Origin of the sequence: Pseudomonas sp. B15(2017) (assembly GCF_002113215.1) — a bacterium.
Classification (GTDB): domain Bacteria; phylum Pseudomonadota; class Gammaproteobacteria; order Pseudomonadales; family Pseudomonadaceae; genus Aquipseudomonas.
Genome location: NZ_NEJZ01000021.1, coordinates 32,739 through 47,227, shown reverse-complemented (window position 1 = coordinate 47,227; position 14,489 = coordinate 32,739). Strand labels below are relative to the sequence as shown.

At 61.2% G+C, this 14,489-nt stretch carries 16 protein-coding genes; 12 read left to right on the top strand and 4 right to left on the bottom strand.

The features are described from left to right. The first annotated feature begins 1 nt into the window (after window position 1). The 11 genes from CAF73_RS25835 to CAF73_RS25785 all read left to right on the top strand — a co-directional run bounded on the left by CAF73_RS25835 (window position 2) and on the right by CAF73_RS25785 (window position 11,616). Complete coding sequence (locus tag CAF73_RS25835; protein WP_085704730.1) at window positions 2–562, top strand: DUF1285 domain-containing protein; 561 nt, start codon at window positions 2–4, stop codon at window positions 560–562. A gap of 101 nt (window positions 563–663) precedes the next feature. Further along, window positions 664–1,380, top strand: coding sequence for a FadR/GntR family transcriptional regulator (locus CAF73_RS25830; protein WP_064383471.1), 717 nt, complete (start codon window positions 664–666; stop codon window positions 1,378–1,380). Between the two features lie 25 nt (window positions 1,381–1,405). Beyond that, a complete protein-coding gene (locus tag CAF73_RS25825; RefSeq protein ID WP_085704728.1) occupies window positions 1,406–2,281 on the top strand; it encodes an SMP-30/gluconolactonase/LRE family protein in 876 nt (291 codons plus the stop codon). Window positions 2,282–2,550: 269 nt separating this feature from the next. After that, complete coding sequence (locus CAF73_RS25820; protein ID WP_085704726.1) at window positions 2,551–3,369, top strand: SDR family oxidoreductase; 819 nt, start codon at window positions 2,551–2,553, stop codon at window positions 3,367–3,369. A gap of 143 nt (window positions 3,370–3,512) precedes the next feature. Next, window positions 3,513–4,517 carry a substrate-binding domain-containing protein gene (locus CAF73_RS25815; RefSeq protein WP_085704724.1) on the top strand — a complete coding sequence of 335 codons (1,005 nt, stop codon included), beginning with the start codon at window positions 3,513–3,515 and terminating at the stop codon, window positions 4,515–4,517. Between the two features lie 56 nt (window positions 4,518–4,573). Next, complete coding sequence (gene araG / locus CAF73_RS25810) at window positions 4,574–6,118, top strand: L-arabinose ABC transporter ATP-binding protein AraG (protein WP_085704722.1); 1,545 nt, start codon at window positions 4,574–4,576, stop codon at window positions 6,116–6,118. A 12-nt stretch (window positions 6,119–6,130) separates the two neighbouring features. Beyond that, window positions 6,131–7,099 carry an L-arabinose ABC transporter permease AraH gene (araH, locus tag CAF73_RS25805; RefSeq protein WP_085697229.1) on the top strand — a complete coding sequence of 323 codons (969 nt, stop codon included), beginning with the start codon at window positions 6,131–6,133 and terminating at the stop codon, window positions 7,097–7,099. 185 nt (window positions 7,100–7,284) lie between these two features. Continuing rightward, window positions 7,285–7,998 carry a GntR family transcriptional regulator gene (locus tag CAF73_RS25800; protein WP_085704720.1) on the top strand — a complete coding sequence of 238 codons (714 nt, stop codon included), beginning with the start codon at window positions 7,285–7,287 and terminating at the stop codon, window positions 7,996–7,998. Continuing rightward, a complete protein-coding gene (locus tag CAF73_RS25795) occupies window positions 7,995–8,993 on the top strand; it encodes an ADP-ribosylglycohydrolase family protein (protein ID WP_085704718.1) in 999 nt (332 codons plus the stop codon). The genes CAF73_RS25800 and CAF73_RS25795 overlap by 4 nt, the downstream gene beginning before the upstream one ends. Window positions 8,994–9,227: 234 nt before the next feature. After that, window positions 9,228–10,694 carry a cytosine permease gene (locus tag CAF73_RS25790; RefSeq protein WP_085704716.1) on the top strand — a complete coding sequence of 489 codons (1,467 nt, stop codon included), beginning with the start codon at window positions 9,228–9,230 and terminating at the stop codon, window positions 10,692–10,694. Beyond that, window positions 10,687–11,616, top strand: a complete 930-nt coding sequence (locus CAF73_RS25785; protein WP_085704714.1) for a PfkB family carbohydrate kinase — start codon at window positions 10,687–10,689, stop codon at window positions 11,614–11,616. Before CAF73_RS25790 ends, CAF73_RS25785 begins: the two co-directional genes overlap by 8 nt. Window positions 11,617–11,745: 129 nt before the next feature. Here CAF73_RS25785 and CAF73_RS25780 read toward each other — a convergent pair whose 3' ends face one another. The 4 genes from CAF73_RS25780 to CAF73_RS25765 form a co-directional block, all read right to left on the bottom strand. Further along, window positions 11,746–12,126, bottom strand: a complete 381-nt coding sequence (locus CAF73_RS25780) for a Rho termination factor N-terminal domain-containing protein (RefSeq protein ID WP_085704712.1) — start codon at window positions 12,124–12,126, stop codon at window positions 11,746–11,748. An 87-nt stretch (window positions 12,127–12,213) separates the two neighbouring features. Then, complete coding sequence (locus CAF73_RS25775; RefSeq protein WP_085696974.1) at window positions 12,214–12,468, bottom strand: hypothetical protein; 255 nt, start codon at window positions 12,466–12,468, stop codon at window positions 12,214–12,216. Window positions 12,469–12,519: 51 nt separating this feature from the next. Next, entirely contained in the window at window positions 12,520–12,864 is a 345-nt protein-coding gene (locus CAF73_RS25770; RefSeq protein ID WP_085696973.1) for a hypothetical protein, read from the bottom strand. An 82-nt stretch (window positions 12,865–12,946) separates the two neighbouring features. Beyond that, the gene (locus CAF73_RS25765) at window positions 12,947–13,615 is read right to left on the bottom strand and encodes an HD domain-containing protein (RefSeq protein WP_085704710.1); all 669 of its coding nucleotides are present in this window, start codon (window positions 13,613–13,615) and stop codon (window positions 12,947–12,949) included. Window positions 13,616–13,857: 242 nt separating this feature from the next. Here CAF73_RS25765 and CAF73_RS25760 point away from each other — a divergent pair, with 242 nt between their 5' ends. Further along, window positions 13,858–14,340 carry a GNAT family N-acetyltransferase gene (locus CAF73_RS25760; RefSeq protein WP_039770630.1) on the top strand — a complete coding sequence of 161 codons (483 nt, stop codon included), beginning with the start codon at window positions 13,858–13,860 and terminating at the stop codon, window positions 14,338–14,340. Window positions 14,341–14,489: the final 149 nt, after the last annotated feature.

Genomic DNA, 14,489 nt, shown 5'->3' with positions numbered 1-14,489 from the left:
CATGAGTGGCCCGCAAAAAGCCAATGACCTGCTGGGGCAAATCCCCAAAACCAAAGGCTTGCCGCCGGTGCACTTGTGGAACCCGGATTTCTGCGGCGACATCGACATGCGCATCGCCCGCGACGGCACCTGGTACTACCTGGGTACTCCGATCGGGCGCAAGCCGATGGTCAAGCTGTTCTCCACGATCATCCGCCGCGATGGCGATGACTATTTCCTGATCACTCCAGTAGAGAAAGTCGGGATCAAGGTCGACGACGCGCCGTTTGTGGCGATTGCCGTCGAGGTGGAAGGCGAGGGCGAGGCGCAACGGCTTCGCTTCACGACCAATGTCGATGAAACCACCGAAGCCGGCGCGGAACATCCGATCCGCGTCGAGATTGATCCCACAACGCAAGAACCCGCGCCCTACGTGCATGTGCGCACCAACCTCGAAGCGCTGATCCACCGCAACGTGTTCTACCAATTGGTCGAGCTGGCAGTCAGCCGTGAAATCGATGGCCAGCGCTGGCTTGGCGTCTGGAGTGGCGGCGAGTTCTTTCGTATCGGCCTCGAACCTTGAAAAACCGCAGTCTGTGGAAGCAGGCTGCGGTTTTTTGTCGTTGACTCTCAATCGTATGATGATTAGCTTAGGCACCCACAGCGAACGGCTTCGGGGTGTCCATGTCGAGCAGTTTTCACGCATCAACGGTTGACTGGCTGGGCGCCTGGATTGCCGCCGGCCAGGTCAAACCGGGGCAGGCGATCAAGGTCGAGGCCGATCTGGGCGAGCAGCTCGGGGTCAGCCGCACCGTGATCCGCGAAGCCATCAAGACCCTCGTCGCAAAAGGGATGCTGGAAGTCGGGCCGAAAGTCGGCACGCGAGTGCTGCCGATCAAGCGCTGGAACCTGTTCGATCCGCAAGTCGTCGGCTGGCTGTCACGCAGCGGCCTGCCGGAAAACTTTGTCGATGACTTGCTCGACCTGCGCCGCACCATCGAGCCGATGGCGGTGCGCTGGGCCTGTGAGCGGGCGACCGTCGAACAGGTGCAAGCCGTGCGGCAGGCCTACAACGCGCTGGAGCGGGCGGTGGACAGCGGCATCGACTACAACCGCGCCGACCAGTTCTTCCACGAATGCATTCTCGCTGCCAGCCACAATCAATTCATCGAGCAGATGGTGCCGGCCCTCGGCGCGTTGCTCGCGGTGTCCTTCGAAGTCTCTGCGGCCGACCCTGATGAATTGCGCCGCACTCTGCCCATCCATAAAGACATGGCCGACGCCATCGCCGCCCGGGATGCCGCGCGCGGTGTATGGGCCTGCATGACCCTGATCGACAATGCCGACCTGGCCATCAAGCGGTTTTACCCGCAGGTAATGGCCGACAAAAAAGCCAGCTGACAAAAACAACAAAACAGGAGGTTGCATGACGTGGACTGCGGTGACAGAGCATCGGGCGCAACTGGGCGAAGGACCGTTCTGGGACGCACCGACCCAGGCGCTGTATTGGGTCGACATTGCCGGCAAGCAAGCGCTGCGGCTGATCGGGCAGAACGTGCAGATCTGGCAGATGCCGGAGCACGTTTCGGCGTTCATTCCCTGCGCCAGCGGCGACGCACTGGTGACCCTGAGCAGCGGCGTCTACCGGCTCGATCTGGATTCCCCCGGACTTGAGCCGCGACTGACGCTGTTCTGCGTCGCCGATCCACAACCGGGCAACCGCGCCAACGAAGCACGTTGCGATGGCCAGGGCCGCTTGTGGCTCGGCACCATGCAAAACAACATCGGCGAACGGGGCGAGGATCTGCCGATCATTCGACGTTCCGGCGGGCTGTTCCGGATTGATCCGGATAAAAGGGTCACGCCATTGCTGCGCAACCTGGGCATTCCCAACACGCTGCTCTGGAGTGACGACGGCACCACGCTGCTGTTCGGCGACAGCCTCGACAGCACGTTGTACCGCTATTTCATTCACACCGACGGCAACCTCGACACTGCTCAGCCTTGGTACAGCGCCGATCAGCACGGTGGCCCGGACGGTTCGGCGATGGACGCCGAAGGCTACGTGTGGAACGCCCGCTGGGACGGCAGTTGCCTGCTGCGTTTGACGCCGGATGGGCACATCGACCGCAAGATCGACCTGCCGATCAGTCGCCCGACCAGTTGCGTATTCGGCGGCGCAGACCTGAAAACCCTTTACATCACCAGCGCCAAAAGTCCGCTGAACCATCCGCTGGACGGTGCCGTGCTGTCGCTGCAGGTGGATGTTGCCGGAAAGCTGTGTACGCGATTTGCCAGTTAAATCCCAAAATATGGGACGCAAAATTATATATTGAGATTATTTGGCGGTCGGGTTTATAGTCGGCTCCAGCAGTAACACGCACTCACACTTAAAAAGAACAAAACAGGTGAAGTGATGCAGCGAATTTCCATCGCACTCCACAGCGGAGTCAGCGCTTCGGGCCGTTCCGGTTCCGCGGCGTGCGCTCGCCTGTTTTGTTCCAGAAGCCTTCCAGACCGGACATCGTCAGATGCCCGGTTTTTTATGCTTTCGAACAGGAGTCCTGATTCATGGCTGAACCTCTGTCCCTGCCACCGGTGCCCGAGCCGCCGAAAGGTGAGCGCCTGAAAAACAAGGTTGTGTTGCTGACCGGCGCCGCCCAAGGCATCGGCGAAGCGATCGTCGCAACCTTCGCCTCCCAGCAGGCCAAACTGGTGATCAGCGATATCCAGGCTGAAAAGGTCGAGAAAGTCGCCGCACACTGGCGCGAGCAGGGCGCCGATGTGCATGCGATCAAGGCCGACGTATCGCGTCAGGAGGATCTGCACGCCATGGCCAGACTGGCCATCGAACTGCACGGTCGTATCGACGTGCTGGTCAACTGCGCCGGGGTCAACGTGTTCCGCGATCCGCTGGAGATGACCGAAGAAGACTGGAAACGCTGTTTCGCCATCGACCTCGACGGCGCCTGGTATGGCTGCAAGGCCGTGCTGCCGCAGATGATCGAGCAAGGCATCGGCAGCATCATCAATATTGCCTCGACCCATTCTACGAACATCATTCCCGGCTGCTTCCCGTACCCGGTGGCCAAGCACGGCTTGCTCGGACTGACCCGCGCGTTGGGCATCGAGTACGCGTCGAAGGGCATTCGCGTCAACGCCATCGCGCCGGGCTACATCGAAACCCAGCTCAACGTCGATTACTGGAACGGTTTCGCCGATCCGCACGCCGAACGCCAGCGCGCCTTTGATCTGCATCCACCGAAACGTATCGGTCAGCCGATTGAAGTGGCGATGACCGCCGTGTTCCTGGCCAGCGACGAAGCGCCGTTCATCAACGCCTCGTGCATCACCATCGATGGTGGTCGCTCGGTGATGTACCACGACTGAAAAAGCGGATTTCAGGCGGGAAGGTCTGCCTGAAATCCAATCATCATACGATATGACTATTGTCGTCATGATTTGCGGCAAACGCTTCGACCGCTGTAACGCTTTTCAAATAACGCTCAAGAAAAATAACAAGGAGTCTGCTTATGAAACGTCGTTTCGGGATTCGTACCCTTTGCAGTACCGCGCTGGCGGTTACTGCGTTCAGCCTGAGCAGTTCGCTGCTGGCCGCTGACCCTGTGAAAATCGGTTTCCTGGTCAAGCAGGCCGAAGAGCCATGGTTCCAGACTGAATGGGCCTTCGCCGAGAAAGCTGCCAAGGACAAAGGCTTCGAGCTGATCAAGATCGCCGTGCCGGACGGCGAGAAAACCCTCTCGGCCATCGACAGCCTTGCGGCCAACGGCGCCAAGGGCTTCGTCATCTGCCCGCCGGACGTGTCCCTCGGCCCTGCGATCATGGCGAAGGCCAAGCTCAATGATCTGAAAGTCATTGCCGTCGACGACCGTTTTGTCGACGCCAATGGCAAGTTCATGGAAGACGTGCCGTACCTCGGCATGGCCGCGTTCGAAGTCGGCCAGAAGCAGGGCGCTGCCATGGCCGCCGAGGCGAAAAAGCGTAACTGGGACTGGAAGGACACCTACGCGGTGGTCAACACCTACAACGAACTCGACACCGGCAAGAAACGCACCGACGGTTCGATGAAAGCGCTCGAAGACGCCGGCTTGCCGAAAGAGCACATCCTGGCCGCCGCCCTGAAAACCCTCGACGTACCGGGCAGCATGGACGCCACCAACTCGGCGCTGGTCAAGCTGCCGAGCGCGGCGAAGAACCTGATCATCGGCGGTATGAACGACAACACCGTGCTGGGCGGCGTGCGCGCCACCGAAGCCGCCGGGTTTGCCGCCGCCAACGTGATCGGTATCGGCATCAACGGCACCGACGCCATCGGCGAGCTGAAAAAGCCCAACAGCGGCTTCTACGGTTCGATGCTGCCGAGCCCGCACATCGAAGGCTACAAGACTGCCGAGATGATGTTTGAGTGGGTCACCACCGGCAAAGAACCACCGAAGTACACCGCGATGGACGACGTCACTCTGATCACCCGCGACAACTTCAAGCAGGAGCTGGAGAAGATCGGCCTGTGGAACTGACGGCAGCGGCGGCCCGGGCAGCCGGGCCGCTTGAACGGTGTGATGAGGTGGCTTAAATGCACGCGCAAGTACAGACACAAGAACACAGCGCCAGTGGCAGCCTGCGTTTCAACGGGATCGGCAAGACCTTTCCGGGCGTGAAGGCGCTGGACGGCATCAGTTTCGTCGCGCACCCGGGGCAGGTTCACGCCCTGATGGGCGAGAACGGCGCCGGCAAATCGACCCTGCTGAAAATCCTCGGCGGCGCCTACATCCCGAGCAGCGGCGAGTTGCAGATCGGCGAGCGGACGATGGCCTTCAAGTGCACTGCCGACAGCATCGGCAGCGGCGTGGCGGTGATTCACCAGGAGCTGCATCTGGTGCCGGAAATGACCGTGGCCGAAAACCTGTTCCTCGGTCATCTGCCGGCCAGTTTCGGCTTGATCAATCGCGGCGCGCTGCGTCAGCAGGCCTTGGCTTGTCTCAAGGGGCTGGCCGATGAAATCGACCCGCAGACCAAGGTCGGACGCCTGTCCCTCGGCCAGCGACAACTGGTCGAAATCGCCAAGGCACTGTCCCGTGGCGCCCATGTGATTGCTTTCGACGAACCGACCAGCAGTCTCTCGGCGCGGGAAATCGACCGCTTGATGGCGATCATCGGCCGACTGCGCGACGAGGGCAAAGTGGTGCTCTACGTCTCCCATCGCATGGAGGAAGTGTTCCGTATCTGCGACGCGGTGACGGTGTTCAAGGACGGTCGCTACGTGCGCACTTTCGACGACATGAGCCAGCTGACCCACGATCAACTGGTGACCTGCATGGTCGGGCGCGACATTCAGGACATCTACGATTATCGCGGCCGCCCGCGCGGTGCCGTGGCGCTGAGAGTCGATGGTTTGCTCGGCCCGGGCCTGCGCGAGCCGATCAGTTTCGATGCGCACAAAGGCGAGATTCTGGGCCTGTTCGGGCTGGTCGGGGCAGGGCGCACCGAGTTGTTCCGGCTGCTCAGCGGTCTGGAGCGAAACACCGCCGGACGCCTGGAATTGCGCGGCCATGAACTGAAGCTGCGGTCGCCTCGCGATGCGATCGCCGCCGGGATTCTGCTGTGCCCGGAGGACCGCAAGAAGGAAGGCATCATCCCGCTGGCGAGCGTCGCCGAAAACATCAACATCAGCGCGCGGGGCGCGAACTCCGGGCTTGGTTGCCTGCTGCGCGGGATCTGGGAAAAGGGTAACGCCGAAAAACAGATCAAGGCCCTGAAAGTGAAAACGCCCCACGCCGGGCAACAGATCAAGTTCCTGTCCGGCGGCAATCAGCAGAAGGCGATTCTCGGCCGCTGGCTGTCGATGCCGATGAAAGTCCTGCTGCTCGACGAGCCGACCCGGGGCATCGACATCGGCGCCAAGGCCGAGATCTACCAGATCATCCATAACTTGGCCGCCGATGGCATTTCGGTAATCGTGGTGTCCAGCGATCTGATGGAAGTGATGGGCATTTCCGACCGCATTCTGGTGCTGTGCGAGGGCGCCCTGCGTGGCGAAGTCAGCCGCGACCAGGCCAACGAATCCAACCTGCTGCAACTGGCTTTGCCGCGCCACCGCGCTGACGGCGTGGCGAACTGAGAGGTGACTATGATGACAACCCAAAACGAAACCCTGCCGACCGCGCGCAAACCTCTGGATATGCGGCGCTTCCTCGATGACTGGGTCATGTTGCTGGCGGCGGTGGGGATTTTTCTCGCCTGCACTTTGCTGATCGACAACTTCCTCTCGCCGCTGAACATGCGTGGCCTGGGCCTGGCGATTTCCACCACTGGAATCGCCGCATGCACCATGTTGTATTGCCTGGCATCCGGGCACTTCGACCTGTCGGTAGGTTCGGTGATTGCCTGCGCCGGGGTGGTTGCGGCGGTGGTGATGCGCGATACCAACAGCGTGTTCCTCGGCGTCAGCGCCGCGCTGGTGATGGGCCTGATCGTCGGCTTGATCAACGGCATTGTGATCGCCAAGTTGCGGGTCAATGCGCTGATCACGACGCTGGCGACCATGCAGATCGTCCGGGGCCTGGCTTACATTTTTGCCAATGGCAAAGCGGTGGGGGTGTCCCAGGAATCGTTCTTCGTGTTCGGTAACGGCCAGTTGTTCGGCGTGCCGGTGCCGATCCTTATCACCATTGTCTGCTTCCTGTTTTTCGGCTGGTTGCTGAACTACACGACCTACGGGCGCAACACCATGGCCATCGGTGGCAACCAGGAAGCGGCTCTGCTGGCGGGGGTGAATGTTGATCGCACGAAGATCATCATCTTCGCGGTGCATGGTGTGATCGGTGCGCTGGCGGGGGTGATTCTGGCGTCGCGGATGACGTCCGGGCAGCCGATGATCGGGCAGGGTTTCGAGCTGACGGTGATTTCGGCTTGCGTGCTGGGCGGGGTTTCGTTGAGCGGCGGGATCGGGATGATCCGGCATGTGATTGCCGGGGTGTTGATTCTGGCGATTATCGAGAATGCGATGAACCTGAAGAATATCGACACGTTTTATCAGTATGTGATTCGGGGTTCGATTCTGCTGTTGGCTGTGGTTATCGACCGCCTCAAGCAACGGTAATCCGCAATACCCTGTGGGAGCGAACTTGCTCGCGATAGCGGTAGATCCGGCACGTTGATGTCGGATGTGCAGGCCTTATCGCGAGCAAGCCAGCTCCCACAGTTCACCTTTTCTAACGAACCTTCCGTCACTCCCGGATAAATACTCCTTGCTCGTCCTGTCTTGTTTCGGTTATCAATTTGTACATGATTAGACAGGTACGATTTGACAAGAAACAACGGGTGGTCGACGAGCTCGTCCGACGCATCGAAAGCGGCCTCATGGAGGACGGCTTTCTGTTGCCTGGCGAGCATCAGTTGGCTCAGGAATTCAACGTCAGCCGAGGCACGTTGCGCGAAGCGCTGGCCGAATTGAAGCGGCGCAATTACATCGCCACGCAAAGCGGGGTCGGCTCGATCGTCACATTTGACGGGATGGTGCTCGATCAGCGCAGCGGCTGGGCCCAGGCCCTGGCCGACAGCGGGGCGATGATCAATACCGACGTGTTGCGTCTGGAAGCCGTGACTCGCGCGGATCTGCTTGCGCGTTTCGGCTCCGATCAATTCATTCTTCTCGAACGTCGCCGCCGTTCCAACGATGGCACGGCGGTGTCCCTTGAACGCTCTCTGATGCCCGCCTCTGGAGGCCTGGAAAGCCTGCCGCGGGTCGGCCTGATCGACAATTCCCTGACCATCACCCTGGCCGCTTACGGCTATATCGGCGAGCGCGGCGATCAATGGATCGGCGCCGAACCGCTCAACGCGGTGGACGCCGAACTGCTCGGTCGTCCGGAAGGCACGGTGTTCCTCAAGGCATTGCGCACCACCTACGACCGGCAGAACCGTTTCATGGAACAGGTCGAAAGCCTGCTCGACCCGGTGCATTTTCGTCTGCACCTGCAATTCGGAGAATCGAAATGACCGCCCTTGACCGTGCCGTGGGCGCGTTTTACGGCCTGGCCCTCGGCGATGCGCTGGGGATGCCGACGCAATCCCTGAACCGCGAAACCATCAGGCAGCGCTTCGGCCAGATCACCGATCTGCAAGACGCCGGCCCCTTGCAACCGATTGCCGCGAACATGCCCAAGGGCTCGATCACCGATGACACCGAACAGGCGATTCTGGTCGGCGAATTGCTGGTCGAAGGTCGCGGCCGGATCGAGCCGGCGGTGCTGGCGCAACGGCTGATCGAATGGGAAGCCGAGATGCAGGCCAAGGGCTCGCAGGACTTGCTCGGCCCGTCGACCAAACGTGCGATCGAAATGATCCTCGCCGGCCATTCGCCGGAAGAGGCCGGACGCTTCGGGACTACCAACGGCGCAGCGATGCGCATCACCCCGGTGGGAATCGCGGCGGATGTCGCCAACCCCGAGCGCTTTATCGCGGCGGTGGTGCAAGCGTGTCAGGTCACTCACAACACCACGCTGGGGATTTCCAGCGCGGCGGCGGTGGCGGCGGTGGTCTCGGCCGGCATCAACGGCCTGGATCTGGGCGAGGCGCTGAACCTCGGTCAACAGATTGCCCAGCAAGCGGAAGCGCACGGGCACTGGGTGGCCGGCGGGCGCATCGCGTCGCGGATCAGTTGGGCGCGCAGCATCAGTGTCGAGAGCGATCCGGTGTTGCTCGCGGATCTGCTGTACGACGTGATCGGCACCTCGGTGGCCTCGCAGGAATCGGTGGTGGTCTCGTTCGCCCTCGCGCAGCAAGTCGCGGTCGGTGAAATGACGCCGTTCGATGCGCTGTGCATGGCCGCGAGCCTGGGGGGGGACACCGACACCATCGCCGCGATTCTCGGCGCCATGCTCGGGGCCTGCCTGGGCCTGCAGAGCTGGCCGGCACCGATGATTGAAACGGTGAAGGCCGTCAACGATCTGGAGCTTGAGCCGTTGGTGACAGGGCTGTTGGCCTTGCGCTGATTGAACTGACGCCTTCGTCGGATCGCCGCCCGGAGCAAGCTCGCTCCCACAGGGACAGTGCAATCTCAAGGTTCACTTCGAACCTGTGGGAGCGAGCTTGCTCGCGAAAGGCGCACCACAAGTCTTGAATATTCACCCGCAATGGATCGCGCAGACAGGCCCAGGAAGGGCGGGATGTCTAGTCGTTCTGCGTCATTGCCACAACCACAATAAAGGCAAACAGGAGCATTTTTCATGAGTTCATCGAACGCTGGGCAAAGCGCCGGGCAACTGGAAACCCGGGGCATCGAACCGGTGCCGGAAGGCGAGTGCAACGGCCATCCGCTGCAACTGTTCTGGGTCTGGTTTGCTGCCAATATTTCCATCCTCGGCCTGCCGCTGGGCGCCACGCTGGTTGCGTTTCGCGGCCTGGCGATCTGGCAGGCGATCATTGTCGCGATCCTCGGCGCTGCCGGTTCGTTCGCGGTAGTGGGGATCATCTCGATTGCCGGCCGTCGCGGTCGTGCGCCGAGCCTGACCCTGTCGCGGGCGATCTTCGGGGTGCGCGGCAATATCGGCCCGACGCTGGTGTCGCTGATGTCGCGCCTGGGTTGGGAAACCGTCAACACCACCACCGCCGCGTTCGTGCTGCTGTCGTTGTGCTCGATCCTGTTCGGCTCGCCGGTGGAAGCCAAAAGTGCGCCGGTGCTGACTTTGATCTTCATCGCGATTTTCGTGCTGCTGACCTTGTCGGTGTCCGGCCTGGGCCACGCCACCTTGCTGGTGATCCAGAAGTGGGCGACCTACGTGTTCGGCGCGCTGAACATTCTGGTCGGTGGCTTCCTCTGCACGACTATCGACTGGAGCGCGGTGTTCAACGCCACCCCGGCGCCGATGAGCGCGATGATCATCGGTATCGGCACCATGGCGGCCGGCACCGGGATCGGCTGGGCAAATGCCGGCGCCGACATGTCGCGTTATCAGCATCGCAGCGTCAAAGCCGTGCGCCTGGTGGCGTCGGCAGCGTTCGGCGCGGGGATTCCACTGGTGCTGCTGATTACCCTCGGCGGCCTGTTGTCGGTCGGCAACAACGACCTCGCTTCGGCGACTGACCCGATCGTGGCGATCCGCGACATGCTGCCGACCTGGATGGCCGTGCCGTACCTGATCACCGCGTTCGGCGGTCTGTTGCTGTCGAACAACCTGTCGGTGTACTCCGCCGGTTTGACCACGCTGACCCTCGGCCTGAAGGTCAAACGCGTGTACGCGGTGGTGGTCGATATCGTTGCGATTTTCGCCGGTTCGATCTACTTCATGCTGATCGCCGACAGTTTCTACGGCCCGTTCATCACCTTCATTTCGTTGCTGGCCGTGCCGATCACTGCATGGGTCGGGATCTTCGTGGTCGATCTGATTCATCGTCACTACTACAGCCCCAAAGACCTGCTCGACGTCAGCCCGAGCAGTGCCTATTGGTACAACGGCGGCATCGAGTGGCGCGCATTCGGCGCGTGGGCGATTGCGATTGTGCTGGGCTTCAGTTTCACCACCATCGGCACCACGGCTGAAAACGTCTGGTTCAAGGGCTTTCTGTCCGATTCGTGGCTGGGCCACAACGGCCTCGGCTGGATTGTGACGTTCGTGGTCGCCGGCGGCATTTACTTCGTACTCGGCGGGGCGAGAGATCGCCGCGCTGCGCAATCCGAGAATGCTCATGCCTAAGATGTTGCACACCGGCCAGGTCATCATCGACCTGGTCATGGCCGTGGATGCGCTGCCGCCAATCGGTGGTGACGTGCTGGCGCAGTCCGCCAGTTTCGAAGCTGGCGGCGGCTTCAATGTAATGGCTGCCGCTGCGCGTAATGGCATGCCGGTGGTCTATCTCGGTCGCCACGGTAATGGTCGTTTCGGCGATCTGGCGCGCCAGGCGATGAACGCCGAAGGCATCCGCATCGGCATCCAACAGCCTGCAGCACGCGACACCGGCATCTGCGTGGCGCTGACCGATGCGTCGGCCGAGCGCAGTTTCATTTCCTACATCGGCGCTGAAGGTGAGGTCACGGCGGCGGAGCTGAACAGCGTTGCCGCCGAGTCGGGAGATTACGTCTACGTCAGCGGCTACAGCCTGCTGCACAGCGGCAAGGCCAAGGCGTTGCTGGACTGGACGCTGGCGTTGCCGAAGGCGATCAACGTGGTGTTCGATCCGGGGCCGCTGGTGGAAACTCCGGACTCATCGATGATGCAGGCATTGCTGCCGCGCATTGATGTGTGGACCAGCAACCGCGTCGAGGCGCTGCGCTTCACTGGCGCAGCGGACCTCGAAACCGCGCTGGACCGATTGACCGTGCACCTGCCGCAGGAAGTGCTGATGGTCGTGCGCGACGGCCCGCAAGGTTGCTGGATTCATCAGCGGGGCGAACGCCAGCACGTACCGGGTTTCAAGGTACAAGCCGTGGACAGCAATGGCGCGGGTGATGCGCATGCCGGCGTGTTCATGGCCGGGTTGGCGCAGGGACTGACCGCTCACCAGGCCGCAAGGCGCGCCAACGCTGCGGCTGCGTTGGCCGTCACCCGATGGGGCCCGGCGACCGCTCCTGGCACTGCCGAGGTTGATGTGCTGATCAGCAAAAAATGCACTGACTGAACGATCGCAATCGCTGGCAAGCCAGCTCCCACAGGTTTCAGTAGGGGCGCAGTTTTTGCGGGCCCTTTGATTTCTGTAGGAGCTGGCTTGCCAGCGATAAGGCCTTCAGCCGTTACATCCAGTCTGGACCTAGCCGGCTCTGCGCAACGCCGCAATCAACTCATCTTTACGCATCGACGAACGCCCGGGGATTTTCCGCTCCCGGGCCTCCTTGCGCAGGCTGTCGACCGTCTGCACTTCGCGTGAAGCCTTGCTATCGCGCGAATATCCCTCACGGCTTACTGTCGCGCGTCGCGCCGATTCCTTGCGATCGTCGGCCTTGGCGCTGGCAGGTTTTCGGCATCCGGAGCCACCGGCTTTCTCGCCGCCGCCGGACTGTTTGTTTACCGTCGCCCAGGCTCGCGCTTCAGCTTCGTCCTTCGGAACGCCTTTCTGTTCATAGCTGTCTTCGATGTGCGCGGCCTTGCGCTTTTGCTCGGCAGTGTATTTGGCTTTGCTTCCACGAGGCATGGCAGGTCTCCTGGTGGCTGAATGAATCTCGGAATGACCGGCGCAGGCAATGCATCCGAACACTGCTTGCGCCAGTGACCGGAAGCGTCAGTTATCGAGCTTACGCGCCGCTTCCACACCTGCAGCGCTGAGCTTGATCGGCAGATTCAGCGAATGCTCTCCCGCTTCATTGCAAGTGATGTGGCCGTGGTGAATCAGTCCACGCTCCTGCAGGGCGGCAAGGGCACTGGCCACGACTTTCTCGCCGCGATAATTGTCCAGCACCTCTTTGCCGAGGCCGCTTGGGTGGGCATGCAACAGGCGGGTGAGGACTTCTTTTTCCAGGTTTTTATCGACGTTCATGGTTACCTCTTCAGGGAAGCGGATAGACACGTTGCGTGGATGAAGCACGGATCACTGTCCTGCGCCTTCAGAGCCCGAACCACCCGTGGTGGTTTTCGAGCCGACGCCGGGACCGGCGTTGTCGGGGGCGGCCGGAGCGTCGGGGGTATTCATCCCGCCCTGGCGGCCGGGATCGCTGCCCTGGGTGCGAGGATCGGTTCCCGTCGCGGGTGGCTGGTTGATCAGCGGTACACCCGAACCGTCGGTATTCATACCGGGGGCACTGTTGATGGCGGGTGCTCTGGGCTGGGTGACCGGATCGGTCGGCCCGGTGCCGGCGGCGGTGGTAGAGGCGGCGAATGCCGCAGGACTGAGGAGGGTTGCGAATACGAGCGCAGTCAACCTTGACGGGATCATAGGGTGTCTCCAGTGATTGAAATCCTTACCTCACGTTGGTCTGCCCTCGTGAAAGATTGGTGCCTGATGATCGACGAACGGTTCAGAAGGGCTGAGTGCTTTCGAGGCCGATCTCTTCCTTGAATTGCTCCATGAAACCCTTCAGGCGCTGATGACGGATTTGCGCCAGACGCTGACCGGCAGCGGTCTGGAAACCGTCGGCGAGGTGCAGCAGTTTGGTCTGGAAATGATCGAGGCAGAATCGCGTGTCGTCGTAGTCCCTTTCCCGAGCCTCGGGATCGTTCGGGTCGTAAAGCGCGCTGCCCATACGTCCGGCGGTGTAGAAGGTGCGGGCAACGCCGAGCAGGCCAAGGGAGTCGAGACGATCGGCGTCCTGCAACAGTCGGGCTTCGAGGGAGAGCGGGGTGATGTTGGCGGAAAAACTGTGGGCTTCGATGGCGTGGATGATGGCGCTGATTTTGGCTTCGGGCCAGTTCAGGTTTGCCAATACCGTTGATGCTTTTTTCGCTGCCAGGCGTGAAGCCTGTGAACGTAGCGGCGAGTTCTTTTCCACCGCGACGCAATCATGCAGCAACACCGCCGCCAGCAGCACCTCAAGGTCGCCACCTTCCTCGGCCTGCAAAGTGCGCACGTTGTGCCAGACCCGTTGCAGGTGCGACAGGTCATGAGCGCCGTCCTCCGACGGTTCCAGCGCATGGGGTAGCAGTTCGGCGGCGAGTGGGGCCAGTGGTTCGAAAGCGATCGTGTTCATGCATGTCCTATAAAGCAAACAACAATCCTTGCGGGAGCGAGCTTGCTCCGGGCGGCGATCCGACGAAGACCTCGGCACAGGCAATACCTCCATCGACTGGCGGGACGCCTTCGCGAGCAAGCTCGCTCCCACACGGATCACCGTGTTTCTGTGATTGAGTAGGGTAGTGTTTGGATTGCCATGTGACGAGCGCCGCGCGGCACCTTAGTATGGCGTTTTCCTTTTTCCGACAAGGCCCGTCCATGACGATCGAAATCCGCCCGGCGACCCCCAGCGATGCTCCGCAAATCCTCGCGTTCATCACCGAATTGGCAGACTTCGAAAAGGCCCGTCACGAAGTTATCGCCAGCGTCGCCGACATCGAGCGCAGTCTGTTCAGCGAAGGCGCCACCGCCCATGGCCTGATCTGCCTGCGCGATGGTCTGCCAATCGGTTTTGCGGTGTTCTTCTTCAGCTATTCGACCTGGCTGGGCAGCAACTGCCTGTACCTCGAAGACCTCTACATTACCCCGGAACAACGGGGCGGCGGCGCCGGCAAAACCCTGCTGCGCCATCTCGCGAAAATAGCCTGCGCCAACGACTGCGGCCGCTTCGAATGGAGCGTGCTGGACTGGAACACCCCGGCCATCGAATTCTACAAATCCCTCGGCGCCCAGCCGCAGGAAGAGTGGGTGCGTTACCGCATGGATGGCAAGGTATTGCGCGAGTTTGCCGAGGGCAACTGAGCCGCGCCAGGAATATCGCAGCCCGAGACGATTCCTGCAGGGAAATTGAATTTCTCTGTAGGCGCTGTTTCTGCCTGCGATATTTTTTTTGTCTCATCCCATAATGTGGGAATGATATTTATATATTGAGATTTTGTTGTGCCCGGGTT